This is a genomic window from Nostoc sp. 106C (assembly GCF_002154725.1).
Taxonomy (GTDB): domain Bacteria; phylum Cyanobacteriota; class Cyanobacteriia; order Cyanobacteriales; family Nostocaceae; genus Aulosira.
Map to the genome: position 1 here is coordinate 1 of NZ_MTAW01000185.1, position 21,226 is coordinate 21,226.

20 protein-coding genes are annotated in these 21,226 nt (G+C 42.4%); 11 read left to right on the forward strand and 9 right to left on the reverse strand.

Features of this window, described 5'->3' with window-relative positions; translation table 11 throughout:
- Positions 1–93 precede the first annotated feature (93 nt).
- Complete coding sequence (locus tag BV375_RS28260) at positions 94–861, forward strand: tetratricopeptide repeat protein (protein ID WP_279432978.1); 768 nt, start codon at positions 94–96, stop codon at positions 859–861.
- A gap of 201 nt (positions 862–1,062) precedes the next feature.
- On the opposite strand, the gene BV375_RS37250 is transcribed toward BV375_RS28260, so the two are convergent.
- From BV375_RS37250 to BV375_RS28275, 3 genes are all read right to left on the reverse strand, one after another.
- A complete protein-coding gene (locus tag BV375_RS37250; RefSeq protein ID WP_166507548.1) occupies positions 1,063–1,353 on the reverse strand; it encodes a hypothetical protein in 291 nt (96 codons plus the stop codon).
- 71 nt (positions 1,354–1,424) lie between these two features.
- Complete coding sequence (locus tag BV375_RS28270) at positions 1,425–2,102, reverse strand: Uma2 family endonuclease (protein WP_086766680.1); 678 nt, start codon at positions 2,100–2,102, stop codon at positions 1,425–1,427.
- A 124-nt stretch (positions 2,103–2,226) separates the two neighbouring features.
- Positions 2,227–4,584 carry an adenylate/guanylate cyclase domain-containing protein gene (locus BV375_RS28275; RefSeq protein ID WP_086766682.1) on the reverse strand — a complete coding sequence of 786 codons (2,358 nt, stop codon included), beginning with the start codon at positions 4,582–4,584 and terminating at the stop codon, positions 2,227–2,229.
- 701 nt (positions 4,585–5,285) lie between these two features.
- On the opposite strand from BV375_RS28275, the gene BV375_RS28280 reads away from it, so the two are divergent.
- On the forward strand, positions 5,286–6,143 hold the full coding sequence (locus BV375_RS28280; RefSeq protein ID WP_086766684.1) for a nucleotidyltransferase domain-containing protein: 858 nt from the start codon (positions 5,286–5,288) through the stop codon (positions 6,141–6,143).
- A gap of 143 nt (positions 6,144–6,286) precedes the next feature.
- Here BV375_RS28280 and BV375_RS28285 read toward each other — a convergent pair whose 3' ends face one another.
- From BV375_RS28285 to BV375_RS28295, 3 genes are all read right to left on the reverse strand, one after another.
- Positions 6,287–8,656: a DHH family phosphoesterase gene (locus BV375_RS28285; protein ID WP_086766686.1), complete on the reverse strand. Its 2,370-nt coding sequence runs from the start codon at positions 8,654–8,656 to the stop codon at positions 6,287–6,289.
- 88 nt (positions 8,657–8,744) lie between these two features.
- Complete coding sequence (locus BV375_RS28290) at positions 8,745–9,389, reverse strand: GNAT family N-acetyltransferase (RefSeq protein WP_086766688.1); 645 nt, start codon at positions 9,387–9,389, stop codon at positions 8,745–8,747.
- A 55-nt stretch (positions 9,390–9,444) separates the two neighbouring features.
- Positions 9,445–10,269 (reverse strand): PD-(D/E)XK nuclease family protein, encoded by an 825-nt coding sequence (locus BV375_RS28295; RefSeq protein WP_086766690.1) that lies wholly within the window; start codon positions 10,267–10,269, stop codon positions 9,445–9,447.
- A gap of 184 nt (positions 10,270–10,453) precedes the next feature.
- On the opposite strand from BV375_RS28295, the gene BV375_RS28300 reads away from it, so the two are divergent.
- Complete coding sequence (locus BV375_RS28300) at positions 10,454–13,711, forward strand: tetratricopeptide repeat protein (protein ID WP_086766692.1); 3,258 nt, start codon at positions 10,454–10,456, stop codon at positions 13,709–13,711.
- A 174-nt stretch (positions 13,712–13,885) separates the two neighbouring features.
- Here BV375_RS28300 and BV375_RS28305 read toward each other — a convergent pair whose 3' ends face one another.
- Both BV375_RS28305 and def read right to left on the reverse strand, forming a co-directional pair.
- The gene (locus BV375_RS28305) at positions 13,886–14,089 is read right to left on the reverse strand and encodes a hypothetical protein (RefSeq protein ID WP_086766695.1); all 204 of its coding nucleotides are present in this window, start codon (positions 14,087–14,089) and stop codon (positions 13,886–13,888) included.
- Positions 14,090–14,101: 12 nt separating this feature from the next.
- Positions 14,102–14,665, reverse strand: coding sequence for a peptide deformylase (gene def / locus BV375_RS28310; protein ID WP_086766697.1), 564 nt, complete (start codon positions 14,663–14,665; stop codon positions 14,102–14,104).
- Positions 14,666–14,892: 227 nt separating this feature from the next.
- On the opposite strand from def, the gene BV375_RS28315 reads away from it, so the two are divergent.
- Positions 14,893–15,795 carry an ABC transporter permease gene (locus tag BV375_RS28315; RefSeq protein WP_086766699.1) on the forward strand — a complete coding sequence of 301 codons (903 nt, stop codon included), beginning with the start codon at positions 14,893–14,895 and terminating at the stop codon, positions 15,793–15,795.
- A gap of 124 nt (positions 15,796–15,919) precedes the next feature.
- Positions 15,920–16,729: a DUF3598 family protein gene (locus BV375_RS28320; RefSeq protein ID WP_086766814.1), complete on the forward strand. Its 810-nt coding sequence runs from the start codon at positions 15,920–15,922 to the stop codon at positions 16,727–16,729.
- A 361-nt stretch (positions 16,730–17,090) separates the two neighbouring features.
- Here the strand turns inward: BV375_RS28320 and BV375_RS28325 are convergent, their stop codons facing one another.
- Complete coding sequence (locus BV375_RS28325) at positions 17,091–18,113, reverse strand: saccharopine dehydrogenase-like oxidoreductase (RefSeq protein ID WP_086766701.1); 1,023 nt, start codon at positions 18,111–18,113, stop codon at positions 17,091–17,093.
- Positions 18,114–18,653: 540 nt separating this feature from the next.
- Here BV375_RS28325 and BV375_RS28330 point away from each other — a divergent pair.
- The 6 genes from BV375_RS28330 to BV375_RS38890 all read left to right on the forward strand — a co-directional run bounded on the left by BV375_RS28330 (position 18,654) and on the right by BV375_RS38890 (position 21,210).
- Positions 18,654–19,817: a Shedu anti-phage system protein SduA domain-containing protein gene (locus BV375_RS28330; protein ID WP_086766703.1), complete on the forward strand. Its 1,164-nt coding sequence runs from the start codon at positions 18,654–18,656 to the stop codon at positions 19,815–19,817.
- A gap of 189 nt (positions 19,818–20,006) precedes the next feature.
- Complete coding sequence (locus BV375_RS28335; protein WP_086766704.1) at positions 20,007–20,267, forward strand: AbrB/MazE/SpoVT family DNA-binding domain-containing protein; 261 nt, start codon at positions 20,007–20,009, stop codon at positions 20,265–20,267.
- Entirely contained in the window at positions 20,261–20,410 is a 150-nt protein-coding gene (locus BV375_RS28340) for a type II toxin-antitoxin system PemK/MazF family toxin (protein WP_243714081.1), read from the forward strand. The genes BV375_RS28335 and BV375_RS28340 overlap by 7 nt, the downstream gene beginning before the upstream one ends.
- Before the next feature lie 110 nt (positions 20,411–20,520).
- A complete protein-coding gene (locus tag BV375_RS28345) occupies positions 20,521–20,760 on the forward strand; it encodes a hypothetical protein (RefSeq protein ID WP_086766708.1) in 240 nt (79 codons plus the stop codon).
- A gap of 2 nt (positions 20,761–20,762) precedes the next feature.
- Entirely contained in the window at positions 20,763–21,023 is a 261-nt protein-coding gene (locus BV375_RS28350) for a type II toxin-antitoxin system RelE/ParE family toxin (protein ID WP_086766710.1), read from the forward strand.
- 61 nt (positions 21,024–21,084) lie between these two features.
- A complete protein-coding gene (locus BV375_RS38890) occupies positions 21,085–21,210 on the forward strand; it encodes a hypothetical protein (protein ID WP_279432976.1) in 126 nt (41 codons plus the stop codon).
- The last annotated feature ends 16 nt before the right edge of the window (positions 21,211–21,226 follow it).

Sequence of the window (21,226 nt, forward strand, 5' to 3'; positions counted from 1 at the left end):
GGACTGATTAACTATGAACTTGCTCTTTTTTCTTGATTCATGCAAGAGGTCTAATCTCTTACTCTCAAAAGACAAATCGGATATCTACCTGGTATTGCAGCAACCTTAAGCCTACTGGGGATAATCAAAGCTGATAAGGGAGACATCAGCCAAGCAATTGCTCTTCATGAACAATCTCTTGCCATCAATGAACAAATCGGATATCTACCTGGTATTGCGACAACCTTAAGTCAACTGGGAATGCTCAAAGCTGATAACGGAGAAATCAGTCAAGCAATTGCCCTTAATGAAAAATCCCTTGCCATCAATGAACAAATCGGCAATCTAAAAGGCAAGGCAGCAAACTTACACCAACTGGGGACGCTCAAAGCTGATAACGGAGACATCAGCCAAGCAATTGACCTTTATGAACAATCCCTTGCCATCAACAAACAAATCGGCAATGTCAGAGATCAAGCAGCAACATTGCACAATCTAGGGGGCATTAAAGCTGATAAGGGAGAAATCAGTGAAGCCATTGCCCTTTATAAACAATCTATTTCTTTCAATGAACAAGTCGGCAATCTACAAGGCAAGGCGGCGACGTTGTACAAATTAATGTGTCTCAAAGGTAATAACAGAGAAATAGAAGAAGCGATCGCGCTTTTTCAGCAATCCCTTGCCATTAAAAAAATTGGTAATGTCCAAAGTCAAGCAATAACGTTGTCTTATTTAGGACGCATAGCAGAACAACAGCATAATTATAATCAAGCACTATATTATTTGCAGCTAGCTTTGGAGATATTGCAGCGTATCCAATCGCCTGATGCTGAGGAAGTTAGGCAAATGGTAGTGAGAGTGCAAGATTTAATTCGTAATTAAGAAAGCAATACGTCGTAGTAGGGGCACGGCACCGATAAAATTATGTGATGCACCGAAACATTATGGATGCCGTGCCCCTACAAAGTATCTCATTTCAGCCTAATTCAACTCGATTGTGTTGTGAGCGATCGCCAATTTTGCGTTAAGCTAACTCGTCCCTAAGTCTTGAATGCTCATTAATGAGGCTTTTAACTCTATTAATCAGCCTTTAATACTCGTCGGCGAGTCTTTGATACTCGCGCGAGAGTCTTTGATACTCGTGCGAGAGTCTTTAATACTCGTGCGAGAGTCTTTGATACTCGTCGGGGAGTCTTTGATACTCGTCGGCGAGTCTTTGATACTCGCGCGAGAGTCTTTAATACTCGTGAGCGAGTCTTTGATACTCGTGCGAGAGTCTTTAATACTCGTCGGCGAGTCTTTGATACTCGTCGGCGAGTCTTTAATACTCGTGCGAGAGTCTTTGATACTCGTCGGCGAGTTTTTAATACTCATTCACCAGTTTTTTAGACTTGTGTCTTGGTTATCCTAGCTTGCATCTGCCGCAATTCAGCCCGAAGCACATTCTAAACCAAAGAATCTGAATCTACACCAAGCGATCTCAGACGTTCTGCTAGCAATTGAGCGCGTTGTTCTGCTTGTTGCACTCGTTCTTCTGGTGCTAATAATCGCTTACCTTGCTCGTTGTACCAGTAAAGCCACTCGCGGGTAATGCCTTGATATGTCCCGATTTCACTACCAATCCCTAATCCTACTTCCGGAAGCCAAACAGGATTTCCTAGCTGTAATTGATACTTGCCATCAACCAAGCGATACACTTCTAAAGTGCGTTTTCTCTGCCGATGAGGACTATAAATGACATAATATAAGACTTCTAGTTGAGTATAAATTTTTCTCTTGGTGTTGTATTCCGCGCCTGGTTGATGAGAAATCACCTCCAATGCCATAATTGGTACGCGCTGTTCTTCCCAAAGAAGATAAGCTAAACGCAGATTTTCATCAATAATTCGTTCAACACCCAAGCTCAAAAACCCATCTGGTGCGATCGCCGGCTGATCGGGATCGTAATAAATCCCCATATCAACGCCAAAGAACCAGTCCATACGATCTGCCCAGACAAAAGCTAGTATGGCTTTGAGTAAACCGGGAATCAAATCTTGTAATTCGTTATCCACAGGGGTATCGTCAGAGTCCGGCAAATCCTCGGCGGAAGGTAAGCAGTCTAGCGGATCGTACTGTAGCATGATCTGATTAGCGTTTATCTCGTACTTTGATCATAGTGCTGCTTACTGAAGTCCGGGCGAATGGAATTTGCAGTTCATCTTAGCAATGCCCATCAAAACCCGGAGCCGGTGGGCATTGCCCACCCTACAATGCGGTTTCTAACTGCCTTTTCAACTCCAGAGAAATCGCATTGTAGAGATGATCGAGCATTGTCCGCACAGATGGAGGAAGCCCTGTAAAGCGGATGTAGAAGCTGCCCTCTGGTGCGGGTTTTTCCAGCACTTTGGTATAGACATCTTCGCCGGCTTCTTGGGGCAGATTTTTATTCAGCAGAATCAGCTTCAAATTCGTCAAAGGGGCTGGCAATTCTCCGTCAAGGTTATGCTGCTGAATTAGGGCTTCGCGACAGGAGAGTTTGACGATCTCTGCGTCATACCAGTGATCGCCTACGTGTTTGCTTTCTAAGGTGACGTACTGGAGTGAAATAGGCTCTGGCAAATCGAGGAATTGTTCTTCTGATTTGGAGAGAAATAAATTATGCTCTCCCGCAATGCCGCTAATTTCATAAAGGTTAATCGGATCTTTGACTCCCTTCATCTGCACCTTTTGCTGTCCATCTACCTGCACGATGTCCCGCACTTCAGACAACACATCTTCCGAGATAATAATTTGTCCGCCGACGCTGCACGCCTCAATGCGGTAGGCAAGGTTAATGTGGCTGCCGACGACACCATACTTTGTCCGTTTTTCTGAGCCGATGTTGCCGACGACAACCTCACCTGTATGAATGCCAATGCCCATCTCTAATTCGGGGAAGCCCCATTCTTGCATCTGCTGGTTGACGGGAATCATTGCCTGTTGCATGGCGATCGCACAAGCAACTGCCCGTTCTGTGTCGTTTGCTCTGACGGTGGGGGCACCAAATAAGGTCAGAATCCCATCCCCCATGAACTCATCGATTGTACCTTCGTAGCTTGTAATTACATCTGCCATATATTCCAGGTAAAAGTTGAGGATGGCGATCACTTGCTCTGGAGATAACCGTTCGGCTGTAGCAGTGAAGCCGCGCAGATCTGAAATCAGGATGGTGATTTTACGTCGCGTCCCGCCCAACTCTAGCCCCAGGGGATTTTCTAAGAGATTGCTAACAATCTCATCACTGAGGTATCGCCCAAAGACTTGACGGATCAGCGCATTTCTGTTTTTCAATTCCCCGTTGATTTTGGCAAGTGTCTGGGTGCGATCGCGTACTTTTTGTTCTAGAGTGTCAAACAATTCTTTTAACTGTTTCGCCATGCAGGTGAACGATTCAGCCAGTTCCCCAATCTCATCAGACCTCTCAATTGGTAGCTCTTGCTCCCAGCATCCATCTGCTAGCCCCTTGGCTGCGGTATTCAAACGCTGAATCGGCTTGACAATCCAGAGGGATGTTTGCAGTCCCAGCACCGTGGCAACGATCAGCGACAGCAGGCACAGCATCACCGTAATCCGAGTATTTGCCTGAATGCGCTCCATGAAATCGGCTTCCGGCATAACAACCACAATCAACCAATCCAATCCTCTGCCATCCTGTAATGGCGTAACCTGGAGAAATTGCCGCTCTCCCTGAATATCAAAGTCTAATGGTTGGCTTTTGTGAATTTGTGTAAAATTGCCGAACCTTTGCTGTAAATGTTTAGCACTCTGCTGGAGTAGATAATTTTGACTTTCAGAAGCTTTAATCCGTTGCGTCTGCTTAGTAGTAATTTGGTAGGTTGGATCGGGCGTAGATGTGGCAACTAGCATTCCAGAACGTTCCATAATGAACGTTTGACCGGATGCGCCAATCTTGAGGCTTTGCAGAAATGCATTCACCTGGGAGAAAATAAAATCGCTACCCAGGACACCCTTGAGTTTTCCTTGGTTGTCATAGATAGGTTGGGCTGCTGTAATCGCCAGTCCCCCTGTACTAAAGTCGCGATAGATTGTACTCCATGTAGGTTTACCTGCCTGAACTGCCTGCTTATACCAAGGGCGTTGTCGCGCATCGAAATTCGGCAAAGCTTCGATTAGACCTGTGCGATCGCCCTGTGCATTGGTAGCAAAGTACTGGTTGTATCCTGTAGACTGATTGCGTTCAATTCCCTGCAAGTCACCATTTGGTAAGCGTCTTGCTCCTAAATATTCTCCTGAAACGCTACCGTAAAAGTTGTAGGTAATAACTGGAAAGGTACGGATCTGCTGCCAGAAATACTTCTGCTTATACTGGGTATTTTGAGTATCTAACTGTCCTAACTCAAAGGCATTTGCACTCAGCCGATTGATCAGATGGGGTGTTTCCACATAGAGTAGCAGCCTTTCCTTAACCCGTTCCGTTACCTCATCCCGGAGTTGGGTGGCGACTTCGTTTACTGCCTTTTGTCCATTACGGAAGGAGAAATATCCGGTTAGTCCTACAGCCGTAATCACCTGGAGTAGTGTGGATAGAATAAAAATGACTCGTAGCGGTATTTTGCTATACATAATTTGCTAGCTAGATGCGTGGTTTCGCAGCAGTAGCTATCCTCCAGGTGAATGTTAGTTTCTTTCAGGATTCCCAGATCAGGAGTTGAATGTAACCAAAATTGGGGTTGCTCAAATCAATACTTTTGCTAACTTAAACAAAGCAAAAAGACAGTTTAGGCATCCTGCACTTAGAATTCTTGCCAAAAAGCGAGAAAAAAACTTATATAAGATAGCCTCATATCATGTCCGTTTCAATAACCGTCATTGCGATCGGAGGGAAGCGATCCCAAGCCTTGCGATTGCTACCCTAGCCTGCGGTAACGGTTAAGCCGAACGGCAACCCGCTGACGACCGCTTCGCTCCATAAAGCCTTTCGGGCATGGCTACCCTGTGGGAACGCCAAAGGCGCTAAGCGAAGCTATGCCGTACCCCGAAGGGGAAGCAAGCTACGCGCAGCATCTTTGCTAGGAGAAGGCTTTACGCTTAGCGCAATGACGTTGTGTAATTAATACAGGACTTAAATACAGGACTTACGCAAGCAAAATTTGTCATTGCGACCGGAACATAGTGTAGGGAAGTAATCCCAGAATTTCGGGCGATTACATCGCTACCCTACTCTTCGAGAACGGCTTTGCCGAACGGGAACGACTTCGTCGAACGCTCGTAATGACGTAATTCCGTGACTTTTGCGTAAGTCCTATAATAGTTTCTGACTACTTATGAACCAGCAATTACCACACTTCATCCACCGCGTTGTCGATCGTTTGCAGTCAATTCAGGGGATTGCAGCTATTACTCTAGGTGGTTCAAGGGCACGAGGCAACCATACACAGAAGTCAGATGTGGATCTGGGAATTTATTACAACCCAGAGAATCCGCTCGATCTAATTGCTCTCAACCACCTCGCCTCTGAAGTTGACGACAACCATCGCGCAAATCTAATCACTGCAATTGGTGAATGGGGAAAATGGATTAATGGCGGTGGTTGGCTACATATAGAAGGTGTATCTGTAGATTTTCTCTACCGCGATCTGATTCAGGTTGATCGTGTCATTGCTGATTGCCATGCTGGGCAAATTACTATTGATTACCAACCAGGACATCCACACGGCTTTGTGTCCTCTATTTATATGGGGGAAGTTGCCATTTGTCTACCACTTCACGATCCGGGTGGCGTTTTAGACGCTTTAAAGGCTAAGACGAATCCTTATCCTATTGGGCTTAAACAAGCAACTATTAATACTTTTGCCTGGGAAATTAGTTTTTCACTGTTAGTTGCCCAAAAAGCAATTGCACGTGGTGATGTTGCCTATGCCGCAGGTTGCTGTTTCCGCAGCGTAGCTTGTATGAATCAGGTATTATTTGCACTCAATGAAGAGTACCTATTGAATGAGAAAGGCGCGGTGGCAGTTGCCAATAGCTTTACGCTTTGTCCACAGAAGTATCAACAACGGATAGAGTCAGTGTTTGCTGGCTTAGGTGTTGATGCAAAATCAATAATGGATGCGATCGCAATCCTTGAAGGAATTGAGCATGATTTGAGTCAATGGTATGGCAATCGCCGTTTAGTCATGTAATATCATGTCCTGTCAATCACGCTTAATATGTCCGCAGCGAGTAGAACGGAGTGAAACGACGCAATCGCAAGGTTGTTGGGATTGCTTCCCTACGGTCGCAATGACAAGTATTCAACCGGACTTGATATAAAGTCTAAAGCGAACTATTGAGTATTAACCATCGCCACAATCGTAGACAAAGGTACTTCAGCAAAATACTCTCGTTGAAATTGTTCTTCGCGCACAGCAGCTAAAAATTTGGCAACAGCAGCTTCAGCTTGAGTTTGGGAGGCATTTTTGGGTTCTTGGCTAATTCGCAAATAATTGTCTTGGCGTTGAAGGGTGAATCCTAAATATTTTAATGCTCTGATTCCCATCAGTAAGGTTTGGTCGCCAATACCCAGTTTGTCTAAAAGTTGGACGCGGGTAACTAGTTGATTGGTGCGACTGAGATATTTGGCAATTCCCACCAGAGTCAGCCAAATTTGATTGGGTGGTTGCTGGTGGGGTTTAGTCCAGGCGATCGCAAGTTTTTGATTATTGTATAGCGATCGCTTCCACCAAGTCCTTAAATCATCCCAGTTATTGGGACATTCTTCGATAATCAGTGCTGCGTTTTGAGTTTTTAGTTCTGAGTGTTCTTGGTTGCGCCAATCGAAGATAAGTTCTGAGTGCTGAGTGGTGAGTAGTGAGTTAGCACTGGGCCGAACGGCGATTAATCTAATTTCGTAGCGTTTTTTAAAGGTGTTGTAGTCCAACTCGGCTATACAATCACATCTACCAATGGGTAATTCATCTTTGTAATGTCCCCACCAGATACCTGGAAAAGCATTTCTCGTGGAATCATCCCTGATATCAAAATCGGTTTTGATGTACTGTACTTTTTTCCCTTGGGAATCTTGTTGATTGCGATGCCAAGCATTTTCAAACCAGCAGTTTTGAATCAATAATTTCGGAACGGGATTACCCATACCGCAAGGTTCTAATACTTTAAGTTCCAAAAATAAATCTTTGCCTAAATCTACAACTGTTACCGCTATGTCTGCTTGAACCGTAGGCGTTAGCGTTTTACCACTCAAGGATTGCCGCAACCTTTGGTTAATCGCTTCTGAAAATAAGGGAATATTTTCCACTGGCATACTCAACCCAGCGGCAAAGGGATGCCCACCAAAGCGATGCAACAGATGTGCTTGGTCTTTAACTAATTGGTATAAATCAACAGAATTCACTGAACGGGCAGAACCACGGGCTAGTGAGAGTGCTGAGTGCTGAGTGCTGAGTGCTGAGTTAGAAGATGAAGGAGTTAATTCTTCCTCATTTCCCCTTGCTTCCTCGGCTACTTCTGTACTCAAAAGTATGGTGGGGCGACCTGTTTCTTGTGCTACTTGTCCAGCAACTAAGCCCAGCACGCCTACAGGCCATTGAGCATCTGCTAGGACGATCGCACTTGTGGTAGATAAATCTAATTGAGTAAGCTTTTGTGCTACTTGCGTTTGCACATCTTTCTGCAAAGACTTACGCCGGGCGTTGGCTAGTTCTGTATCTTCTGCGAGTTCGTTACAACGTTTAACATCGCGGCTTGTAAGTAATTCTACGCAAAAACTAGCATCACCTTGAATACGGCTAACTGCATTGATGCGCGGCCCCAAACCAAAGGAAATATCTGTAGGGCGATCGCCACTTTTCTGGCATAGTTCTAATAATCTGCCTACCCCCGGTCGTCGTCGTGCTGTGGGTGGTTGTTTAAAATCTTCCTGTAGACGTTGAATTCCCAATTGCGCTAAATAGCGACAATCTCCGCTTAACTGCACCAAATCGGCAATTAACCCGACAGCCACTAAATCTAATAAATCTTCTAAGGGATGTTTTGGTACATCAGGCAGGGTTTGATAAAGTGCTTCTACCAACTTGTAAGCTACCGCCACCCCAGAAAGATTAAATAGTGGATGTTCATTAGGTAAATTGCGGGGGTTAATAATTGCTGTAACTGGTGGACGTTCTGTCGGTAAGGTGTGATGGTCTGTAACTATGACATCAATGCCTAGCTTTTGAGCATAAATAATTTCATCAATATTAGTGCTGCCAGTGTCGCAGGTGACAATTAATGTAAAACCCTGTTTTGCTAAGTTATCAATACCTGAATTATTAAGTCCGTGAGATTCTTTCAGGCGATTGGGAATGTAATAACTTAACTGCGCGTTTTGCCCAAAAAATTGCCCCAAACCATCCCATAGCACAGATGTAGAGGTAATTCCGTCGGCATCAAAGTCTCCCCAAATAGCAATTTTCTCACCAGCATTGCGTGCTTGTTGCAAGCGTGCGACGGCTAGATGCATTTCTTCCCCAAACTCAAAGGGGCTAGCTGGTTGATAAGTTTTATAGTTGACGAAACCTTCTAATTGAGATTGATCTTGAATACCCCGTTGCCATAATAATTGTGCTGCATAAAGCCCACTTGATGCAGGAGTATACTTTTTCACTGCTTGGATAAACCACTCTGGTGGTTGTTCAGTTGCGGCTAGAGTCCACTGCATTTTTTAGAGAAAGGAGATGAGGAGTGTGAGGAGGGTGGGGAGTGTGGGGGGGACAAGGAGGAAATAACTAATGACGAAGGACAAATGACTATTCATCATTGACGATCAAATCTACCTGAGGTTCATGTACTAGGGGATTAAGGACTACTTCGTTAGAAAATCCCTCAGGTTTACGGGTGCGAATAGCAGCAGGACGAGATCGCCTATAACCTGCTCTTTCAGCTTTTTGATGTTCATAATCAATCAGTCTGCCATAGTATGGGTGCTTGCTGAGATTCATCGATAAGAAAATGTGCTGGCGGGTATTGCCAAAACCTTTGCGGTTGAAAAACTTAACTGCTGAGGTATTGGTGGGATCGGTGTCTACCAGCATAAATCGCGCCCCGTCTTCAATCATGCGGGCGACGACTTTATCAACTAACTTATCTGCTATTCCTCGACGCTGAAACTGCGGATTAACTCCTAGCCACAGAATGTATCCGTAAGTCCAAGATGCTTTAGTAATAATAGTTCCTAAAATAAATCCGGCAAGTTCGCCATCTATTTCAGCTACTAAGCAATATTCGGGATCTGTGTTGTAAAGTCCAATCACCTCCCATTCGTCCCACGTTCTATATAAATAAGGATATAAATCGCTGGTAAATAGCTCTTCTCCTAAGTGGTAAACCGGAGCTATGTCATCAATTCCTAGTTCACGGACATAAACTGTGTCCATGTCATCAATATTTGTCATAGTAGTTATTTGTTATTTGTCATATGTTATTTCTTTACGTCCCATCGCCTTTTCTTCAAAGTGATACTTCTTCTATATTGGCGAGATTGGGCAGGGAGTTGCGTAGGTGTAGCCCGTCGTAGATATCGCTCTGGTGTTCGGTTGCTTGTGTGCGATCGCAGCGTGTGGCAAATTGACAATAATTGCAAGCTTTCTTACCTAATGGTAGTTGGGGAAATTGCTCTTTTTGTTGATAACGTTCCAGCCAATAAGTTAAATCGCTTAAAAGTTCATTAAGTTCATTTGCTGTGCGCTGGTGTTGAGCAGCGTTGTAAATAAATTTAATATTTTTTGGTTTGCCTTCAGACTGGACAAACCAATAAGTCATCGAAATATTTTCTGGCAAGTATTCGCTAGTCTCTGCCAAAACATAGAGATAAAGACGTGTTTGCCAGTTCTGTTCTAACTTGCTTTTATGTGGTGGTTTAGGATAAGTTTTCCAGTCGAGAATTTGGGCTTTTTGGTTATCGGCAATTAATAAATCATAGACAACAGTAAGCAAATAGTTTTGCACTTGCAGGGTGCGGTAGTGTTCGCTTTCCCGAAAAGTTTGATTATCAGTCGCAGGAGCTAAAATTTCTGGTGCAGCATTGGCAAAAGCTGACATCCAGGTTTGTAGTTGGGTATCTGCTTGCAAAAAACTCTGAATTGGCAAACCCATTTCTCGCTGCTGCATCAGCAAGTGAAAACGACTACCTAAAGTTTGCCGTTCTTCCTGTTCTGGATCTGAAGGAGAATTGAGGTTTTCTAAGTAGGTATGTTGAAACTGACGAGGACAACGTTCTAGTAAATTAAGTTGTCCTTGGGAAATTCGTAATAGTTGAGTAGAAGTTGACAGCATTCTTATATTTTAGAAGCGAGCGCTGTTTGTCAGGATAAGTGATCGCTCTAATTATGCATACTAATCAGGCTCAAAAATCCTTAGTAATTACAAACAGTTAAGTACAGTTGCAAAACCTGTTAATCTCCTAAGAGTTCAGGGAACAGTAGCAATTAGAAGAAAATTGCAGACTAAAGGGGCTGTTATGACAAAAACTCAGGTATGTAAGCAGAGGCAACAGCCTTTTCAAAGATTATTCAGCTATCCTAGCCTCGCTGTAGTTACCAGTATTTTGGTATCAGTACCAACTCTAGCTGCACCTGGGCAAAACTTAGTGAAAATAGCCCAGTTAAAACAAATCAGTACACCAGATAATCTTGCTGCTGCTAAACGAGTTTTAGCAGAGGGGTCGAAACTTTATCGACAAGGGACAGCAGAATCACTGCGACAAGCAATTAAGAAATGGCAAGAAGCGCTGAAGCTTTGGCAACAAGCAGGTCACAAGATAGGGGAAGCCACAACTCTCATTGACATGGGCGTAGCTTACTCAGATTTGGGAGATCCGCAAAAGGCACTAGAACTGTACAACCAGGCGCTACCCCTCACAAGGATGGCAAAAGATCGAGGACGGGAAGCCATCACACTCAGTAATATTGGTAAAATCTATGACGATTTAGGAGATAAGCAGAAGGCACTTTCATACTTTAACCAATCTCTATCTCTTCATCGGGTATTGGGTGAAAAAGCTGGGGAAGCTACCACACTTAACCATATCGGCTCTATCTACAACGATTTAGGGGATAACCAAAAAGCACTAGAGTTTTACAATCAAACTCTGTCTTTAAGAAGGATGATGGGTGACAAAGCTGGCGAAGGCAACATCCTCAGCAACATTGGCGTAGTCTATTCGGATTTGGGAGAGAAACAGAAGGCGCTGGATTTTTATAACCAAGCACTCACTTTAAGACGAGCAGTAGGCGATAAAGGTGGGGAAGCTGTCACTCTGACTAATATAGCCACAGTTTACGATGATTTTGGCGAGAAGCAGAAAGCGCTGGATTTGTATAACCAAGCACTGCCTCTTTTTCGTCTAGTAGGTAATAAACGTGGAGAAGGTTCCACACTCAGTAACATTGGCGTAGTCTACTCGGATTTGGGAGAGAAACAGAAGGCGCTGGATTTGTATAATCAAGCACTCACTTTAAGACAAGCATTAGGCGACAAAAGTGGAGAAGCTATTACTTTCAACAATATCGGCAAAGTCTACGATGAGTTGGGAGCTAGGCAAAAAGCACTAGAGTACTATAACCAAGTACTAGTCATCATGCGAGCAGTAAAAGACAAAGCTGGGGAAGGTACTATTCTCAGCAATATCGGTAAAGTCTACTACGATTTAGGAGATAAGCAAAAGGCTCTAGAGTTATTTAATCAGGCACTGCCTTTAAAAAAGCAGGTAGGTAATAAAGCTGGAGAAGCTACTACTCTTAGCAATATCGGTGCAGTCTATTCCTATTTGGGAGACAAGCAGAAGGCGCTGGCATTCCACAACCAAGCACTTACTTTAAGACAAGCAGTAGGCGATAAAGGTGGGGAAGCCTCTACCCTTACTAGTATTGGCGCAAACTACGATGATTTGGGAGACAAGCCCAAAGCACTCTCTTATTACAACCAAGCGCTGCCTTTAACAAGAGCAGTGGGCGATAAAGATTTAGAAGTTACCATCCTCAGCAACATGGCTTACCTGGAAAATAACCGAGGTAATCTTAAACAAGCTGTAACCCAAATTGAAACTGCGATCGCAATTATTGAAGATTTACGTACTAAAGTTGCTAGCCCAGAATTGCGAACTTCCTACTTTGCTTCCCAGCAAATTGTTTACAAGTTCTACATTGATTTGTTGATGCAGTTGCACAAAAAACAACCATCTCAAGGCTATGACGCCTTAGCTTTGCAAGCTAGCGAACGTTCTCGGGCGCGTAGTCTATTAGAACTGCTAACAGAGGCTCATGCAGATATTCGTCAAGGCGTAGATCCAAAGTTGCTTGAGGCAGAACGTACAATTAAGCAAAAATTAGATGCCCTAGAAAAACGCCGCATTCAATTCAACGGCAAATACAGCGAAGCACAAGTGCAAGCTTTAGAAACAGAAAATCAAGCTTTACTAGCACAGTATCAAGAAATCCAAGCAAGAATTCGCGCCAGTAGTCCCCGCTATGCCTCACTGACTCAACCAAAACCCTTAACATTGGTAGAACAGCAGCAGCTCCTTGATGACAATACTATGCTGTTGCAATACTCTTTGGGAGAACAACGTAGCTATCTTTGGGCAGTGACTAAGAATAGCATGAGCAGTTATGAACTACCTAAAAGCACTACTATCGAAGCCACAGCTAAAAAGTTCTATCAACTATTACAAAACCCTATCTATAAATTAAGCTCGCGTAGAAGAGGTACTGAAGCTAATAGTGGATCAAGCAAAGCCGCAGTCTTCACAGAATTAAGCGAGATGCTACTACAACCAGTAGCTGGGCAATTGGGGAATAAACGTTTAATTATTATTAGTGATGGGGCTTTGCAGTATGTACCATTTGCCGCCTTGCTCACTCTAGATACTGGCAAAGGAGAGGAATCAAAATTAGTACCTTTATTGGTAAAACACGAGATAGTCAATTTACCCTCAGCTACTACCTTGGCTGTATTGCGAAAAGAACTTCAAGGAAGACAAGCTGCACCTAAAACCTTAGCTGTCATTGCCGATCCGATTTTTGCTAGTAACGATGAGCGGCTTAAGGGTATTGTCTCTCAAGTTTCTCCCTCAGCAATGAATCGAGGTGATGCAGATAGTATTACTTTGGCAAGAGCTGCTAGAGATAGTAGTGTTTCTTTTGACCGTTTACCTTTTACCCGCGAAGAAGCCCAACAAATTTTGACCTTAGTTCCTGACGATTTACGAACACAAGCTTTTGACTTTACTGCTAGTCGGCAATTTGTGATTAGTTCCGAATTAAGTAAATTTAAAATTGTACATTTTGCTACTCATGGCATACTCAATAGTACTCATCCAGAATTATCTGGAGTAGTGCTATCGCTATTTAATAACAAGGGACAGCCACAAAATGGCTTTTTGCGACTTCACGATGTCTTTAACCTCAACTTGTCGGCAGAATTGGTTGTGTTAAGTGCTTGTGAAACCGGATTAGGCGAGGAAGTCAAAGGAGAAGGATTAGTTGGCTTAACAAGAGGCTTTATGTATGCAGGTAGTCCGCGAGTTTTAGTTAGTTTGTGGAGTGTATCCGATCGAGGTACATCAGAATTGATGAAGAGGTTCTACCAAAAAATGTTAAAAGAAACTTTACCACCTGCTGCTGCATTGCGTGCTGCACAGCTAGAAATGTGGCAACATCAAGAATTTGCTGCACCATTTTACTGGGCTGCTTTCACTTTACAGGGAGAATGGAAGTGAACTACAAAGCTATTATTCCAGGCGTCGAATACCAATGAGTATTATTAAACTGACAGGATTGATAGCAGCACAGGTACGGTTACTCAAAGCTTAAGAAAAAGTAAAAGGTAAAAGGCAAAAGGATGAATTTTGTAATTTGTCCTTCTTTCTTTTACCTTTTTATGTACCTGATGCTTATTTAATGTTATCCCTTGCGTCCCTCACTGCGGCAAAGAAAAATAATCCTGTGAGTGGAATGCTCAATACTAGGATAATTGTCGTGAGTGGGACGCCTAAATCTGGTTGTCCGTAACTGAGTTCAAAAATTGAACCGACAGCCGCGATCGCGGTTACACAAGAACCGCCTAGAAATAAACCGCTTTTTGGAGTTAAATACACTACTAGACCACCCTATGCTACAGGTTTCACCGCTTGATACGAGAAGCCATTTTTAGATAGTTCCTGGGCCAAAGTCAAGGAATTATCCACGCGGTCTACAAATACCACGCCATTGAGGTGATCCATTTCGTGCTGAATGCAGCGTCCGAGTAAGTCATTAGCTTTTAATGTCTTAGGACGACCATATTCATCTTTATAGGCAATTTCCACCACTTCCGGGCGCTTTACATCCATGTAAACGTTGGGAATGCTTAAACATCCTTCTTGTGCAACGCAGATTTCCTTGCTCACCTGTTTAATTGTCGGGTTGATCAATACCAGGGGTGGATTGACTGGATTATCTGGTTCAAGGTCAATGACTATTAGTTGTTTATGAACTCCTACTTGGGGCGCAGCTAAACCAATGCCATCTTTGCTGTACATAGTTTGCAGCATTTCGCGTACTAGTTGGCGCAGTTCATCATCTACTTTAGTAATGCGCTTTGCTGGTTGACGTAAAACGCGATCGCCTAAATAGTGCAGTTCCAAAGGAGGATTTTTTAACTTTTTTTTCTCGACAGCAATTTCGGAGGGCATGATTCCTTATGGCTAGATTGTGAAAATTCCTACTACTTTAATTCTATCAATCTCGTTGGGGGTGGAATCCTGCGGACTCTGCGGTAAAAAACACAAAATACCCAAACTCTCCACCGTCGAGTATAAATGTGATCTGATATCGCGCCAATTAGTAGGAGTTTAGCAATGCTAAACTCTCACCAGATATTGCATTTAGGCGCGAAACTCGTATATCGGAGTCATAATGTGTGTTGAAATTTTTAAATAAACTTGACTACCTACTCAAAGAAACTTTCCTTGGCTTGCTGCGTGGAGGTTGGATGAATTGGGCGGCTGTTAGTACTGTAACGGTATTGCTATTTTTATTTGGTATGAGTTTGCAAACTTCCTGGCAAGTGGAAAAGCTTCTTTACCAGTTTGGTAGTCAAATGGAAGTCTCAGTTTATCTTGATTCTGGTACACCAGCCACAACCATTGAAGCACTGGTAACAAATATGCCAGAGGTGGCAGCAACGCAAACAATTACCAAAGAGCAAGCTTGGAGTAAGTTAGTTAAAGAACTAAGAATTTCTGATATTGAAGGTGCTAACCAGCAGCTAGGAGAAAATCCTCTAGTTGATGAAATCAAGGTAAAAGCCCGGAACTCAGAAGTTGTGCCGAATTTAGCGACGCAGTTGGCTAAGTTACCGGGAGTGAGTACGGTGCAGTATGTCGATGAAGCAGTTAAACGCATCGCCCAGTTACACCAAGGTCTAAACTGGATTACTTTGACAATTACCATCCTCCTCACCTTAACTGCGATCGCTGTCACTAGTATTACAATTCGCTTGATTGTGATGGCGCGACGACAAGAAATAGAAATCATGCAGCTAGTAGGTGCAACTACTGCTTGGATTTACTTACCCTTTATTTTGCAAGGTATAACTTTTGGCATAATTGGGGGTGCGATCGCTTGGAGTTTGATTTCTCTAATTCAACAGTTTCTCGGAAACCTGCTAGCCAACCAGCCTGAGTTTGTTCAATTTATTACTAAAGGTTTACAACTCACTCCCGTACAAATCTTATTATTACCCTTAATTCTCTTAAGCTTTGGTGCAGCTGTAGGATTAATGGGGAGTTTATTTGCTGTCCGGCGTTTTGCTAGAAGTTAGTCATTAGTCAACAGTCAAGGGTCAAGAGGCAATAGGCGGTCAATGGTTATTCAAATGACAGATGACAGATGACAAATGACCAATGACAAATGCCAAAGGACAAAGGACAAAGGACAAAATTGCTATGACATCTCAATGGGAACGGTTGCTGCAAAATCTTGGTGAATGGCAAGGTTCATTCACCCGTTTCTCGCCCCAAGGTGAACTACTGCAAGATATCAAAAGTGTCGTCTCTTTACAAGGGTTGAATAATAACCAGACAATTCGTCAGATTGTTCGCCGTCAGGGACAAGAAGATTTAGTTCTGGAATACAGTTCTTTGTCTAAGAGTACTTTGTTTTTTGAAAATGGCGCATTTTCTCAAGGTTCAATTCAACTAGCACCATTTACTGAATTTGGGGCGGAACTGGGTTTGATTCATGAAAATTACCGTTTGCGTCTGGTACAACTGTTTGATAAAAACGGTCAACTAGATCAACTCACCCTAATTCGAGAACATTTAGCTGGTACTGAAGCCGCAGAAAGCCCAACTTTACAAGTAAAAGACTTGTTGGGAGAATGGCGAGGTGAAGCAATAACAATATATACAGATTTGCGATCGCCTAATATTGTCTCAACAACCTTGAAATTAGAACTTGATGATGCTGGGCGATTTGTTCAAAGTCTTTCTTATGGCAAACACACAATTACCTCCAGTGCAACTATTAAAGGGTCCATCATCCACTTCGATCAAGATCCGCACAAGCAGATGCAAGTATTGCTTCTACCTAATGGTGCTTCTGCCACTTCTCCACTAAAAGTTAATTTACGTCAAAGTTTTATCCTAGAAGTGGGTTGGTTAATTCAGCCAAATCTTCGCCAAAGAATGGTTCGCAGCTACAGTGATAAAGGTGAATGGACAAGTCTCACCTTAGTGACAGAACAAAAAGTGTAAGAGTTGAAAGCAAAGTTCTTACCCACAGAAGTCAAAGAATATAGCGTTTCTCAGTTGTGTACACTATGCTTTTACTCTACCCCTTTAATTCCCATCGCCCTGAGGCTAGAAGCCTAGGGCTATACAAACAAAGCCCACCTGCGTGGGCTAAATGCAAAAAAAACTGTTGTAACCTGGGTTGGCAGGCTTTGTATAATTAGCCCAACGCTTACAGCCTCAGGGGTTTTCACGCACAGGTTGGGGATTTTTCCGATCTGTGTGTACAGGAGAACATTTGCTAACGCAAATGTGGAGTGAGGTTCCAACAGTATTGCCATCAAGCGAGAAGCGCTATAGTCTCTAACCTCTATTCCCTAGCCCATTACTTCACAAATTGAGGCATAATTTCGGCAGCAGTAAAAATTCCATAGATACTGCGTTGGTGCAATTGCTTACCGGCTTTGAGATAACCAAACGCAGGACCGCAGACATTGGCTGCCATACTGGTTTCATCTCCCAAAGTAAAGGTATGAGTAGAAATTTTACCTTCAAAGGTACGTCCTGTAACCTTAACGTTTGTACTCAGTGGCTTTTTAGGATTGCGCGTATCCACAACACCACCAACAGTAACGCGATCGCGATCGCAAATTCCGGCAAACTCTAGCATCACATCATCGGCGTGTTCCATATTTTCTAAAGTAAGCACGCCGTTAGTTTTATCTAGTAGTGCTTCTACTTCCGCGTCACTCATCGCCTTCGCAGCTTCCACTGAATAACCAGGCATATGGCCAATATCTTCTCTAACTGTGGCGCGGTAAGCTTCCCAGTTAGCAATTCCTACCCCAAAGGTAATTTCAACTTTGTGAATTTCAGCATAGCTTTGGGCTGCTAAAGCGGCTGCGGCTGTTAATAATCCAGGTGTCGCGCCACATCCTGTCATGTAGGTAATTCCGGCTGCTTGCAGTTCCTCTTTCATCGCCAGGAGTTGTTCTACTGCACTGGTGCGCTTAATTGCATCTACCAGCACCCCTTGCCAACCAGCAGCGATAAACTGCTTGGCGACAGAGGGAATAAAGTCGTTGGGTAAATTGGGTAAAGCCAGAAAATACCCGTCTACGGGTTGTTGAGTATCAATTAAATCTTGAATACTGTGATTAGTTAAAGTACCAACCGGTTCTAAATAACCCACCGAACCTTGAGATTGGTAGGTTGCAATGCATTCTTTAACATTTAAACCTTCAGCAGCATAAGCGAAGCCCTTTTGATCTGCCACTGCTACTAAAATCATTTCCCGTTTGCCAGCAAGTACCTTGGCGGCTGCTTGTCCGAGTCCGCCGAAACCCAGTACTCCTACACGTATCGCTGGCGAAATATTAAGAGAACTTTTGACTTGTTCTGGATTCATAGCCAAGTAGTTAAGTTGAATCGAAAGCTTTGAGTATTCAGCATTTCAGCGTTTTGCCTGTGGCTGGTAACTAAAAGCTATAAAGGTTAATTATGCTTCATTATCCTGGTTTCTTCTCCAACCAGATCAGTTTTTTCACCAGAAATTTTTGCTGAGTCACTGAGGTAAGCAAATTTTTATGTAGTATGTCCTCAAAAATTCAGAGGGCGAGAAAAACCTGACGTATCACAGTTCAGGACAGAAACGTATTGTCATTGTTGTTTTTATTTCCTTGTGTCTTACTAAGTCTTGTACTATATTAAAAATTTCGGTGTTGCATATTTGCGGGATGAATTGAGAATTCTGGGCACAGATTAAAGTAGATTCTTTGCGCCTTTGCGTGAGGCAAAAATCATCTCATCAATCAGCAACGCCAAAATTTCTATGTGTCATGGTAGGAAGTGTTTACGATCTTTACATAAGTAATTGCACAGAATTATTTACACATGAGGTTCTAGTCTGCATAAGGGTTTGACGCTACAGTTTTGAGGTTATAGTCAAATGGCTAGGATTGATAGATGGAAAAACATGGAATTTATTGATATTCCATTTACTACTGTTGGTAGGCAGCTTACAGAAAAAGATAAAGCTGTTTCTGACTACATAAATCAAATTCAAAAGCATTTTTATGACGAGCATGAACAACAGCAAGCCCGATGGAACACTCAAGATGGATGTATGCGAGCAACGAGAGAGCTTATTTATGATCTGAATGATGGACAACCAATATTTCACATAATTGGATATTCTTTTAATGTCCGACGTGGAGAACTTCAAATAAGTCATTTGCTAGACCTAATAATTGAAGGTGATTCTTCTGAAGAGATAGATGATAGTATCTGTAATACTTTAGCTTTAGCCCACATACATGAAGTCCCAGTTTATCCAAATACAGATGAGCTTGCTGAAAAACTTGCCGAGTATTACAAAGATATGATGACTCAAGGATTTACAATGCCTGATGGAGAGGGTAGCAGGCAAAGATATATACTAACGAAATCTCGATCTTATATAATAGAAGAGTCTGATTTTCTTGAAAAAATTAGCTTAACTGAACCAATATACGCAGCAGAATTGATAATCATACGCTCATCGATTCAAAAAGAAATTAGTAAACTAAGTGAAGTCAAAAAATTTATTACTTCTTTAGAAAGAGCTATTAAACAATTAGAATTTTTGCTTAACAAGAAAGAGCGTAATGAATATGAATTACAATCATATCTTACACAAAATCCTATTCTATTAGGATTGGAATACCGAAATGTAATACCGAAGTACAAGTTAGGAGCAGAATATGAAATGGACTATGCCCTTCAACGTTCTTCAGGATTGGTTGATGTGATGGAAATTGAAGCGAGCAGTCTCCCACTTTTTAATAAGAATGGAGATCCTTCTCATTATCTTATTCATGCAGAACAACAAGTTTTAGATTGGTTGGCCTGGATAGAACGTAACCATCCTTATGCTAGGGAAAGTCTACCAGGGATTACAAAACCACTAGGTTTTGTAGTTATTGGAAGATCTAGTGATTTAAGTGATAAAGGTAGAAATAGACTGAATCAAAGAAATAATTTGTTTCGAGGCAACTTACAAGTCCTTACATATGATGATGTATTAGAAAAAGCACGTACTACTTATAAGGTTCTCACTGGTATAGAAGTATAAGTAGTTCAGTTGTTGACACAGCCTAAAACTACGGTAGAGCGTTTGAAACCAAACCTCTAGTGTGATTGTAAAAGTTAATAGTTACTACACAACTCAAGCATTAGATAGCTGTTTAGCTAAACTTGAGAATTTATCAACCTGTGTCTACCATTTAATCAATATCATTATCATTTCCCAAGTGACTTGAACATGGGCGCAGCTATTAGAATCAGAATAGTTAAAATCGGCAATTCTCAAGGTATTCGTATACCCAAACGTCTGCTAGAGCAAAGTGGTATTCATACAGAGGTTGAAATTGAGGTGCATGGCGATCGCTTAATTATTCGTCCAGCAACAAAATTACGGGTTGGCTGGGACGAAGCTTTTGCAGCAATGGCAAAACGACAGAATGATGTTCTCCTAGATGACGTTAATACAACAAACTGGGATCGGGTTGAATGGGAATGGTAGTCAAGCGTTTTGATATGTTCCTGGTGAATCTCGATCCTACTATTGGCACTGAAATTAAAAAGACACGCTCCTGTGTAGTTATTTTGCCAGACGAGATGAACCTTAGAAAGCTGCAAGACACTACATCGTCATCAGGTTTCTAGATTTGATGTTGCGACTTTAGAAGCTTTAGCTGAGTTTTTTGAACTCAAATATATTACCCAATTATGAGAATTTAAAATTAAAAATGATTAAACCTTAAGAGGTATTGAAAATGAAAACCGACCAAGAACGCGAAGAATTAATCCAATCTATCAACGTACTCTTACATCAAGCTTATGACAGTACCCTAGATGAAATTTATGCACTACTTCAAAGAATCGAAGATGAAGAGGATGAGGAAGATTTGAAAGCTGTTAAGGAATCTAGAGAAGAGATACGCCTTAACGGTACTATCTCTTGGGAAGAAATCAAAAAAGAAATTGCCGAAGAGAGAAAACAGGACGTAGCGTAATTGTGACTTACAAAGTAGAATTCTCTCCTAGTGCAAGAAAGATGTTTAGAAACCTCTCTCAAGATTTACAAGACCGTATACAACCTAAAATAGATGCATTAGCCACAGAACCGCGTCCTAGTGGAGTTAAAAAGTTAAAAGGTGAAGAGAATACTTACCGAATTAGAGTAGGTAATTATCGAGTTGTTTATGAAATTTATGATGATGTTTTGTTGATTACTGTAATCAGAGTGGGTGTTCGTGGGGAGGTTTATAAAGATTAAAAGTTCCAAAGAATTCAGAACTTGAACGATCGCACTTTTTACTCGACAACTGGGTTCCGAAGTGCAAGTTTCGAGTTCCGAGCTTCAGCGATCGCTCTTTTTGTTCGACAATTCAGGTTCCAAGCAGCAACTTCCAAGTTCCGAACTTGAACGATGGTGTTCGGAAGTCAAGCGATCGCCTTTTTAACTCGACAATTCGTGTT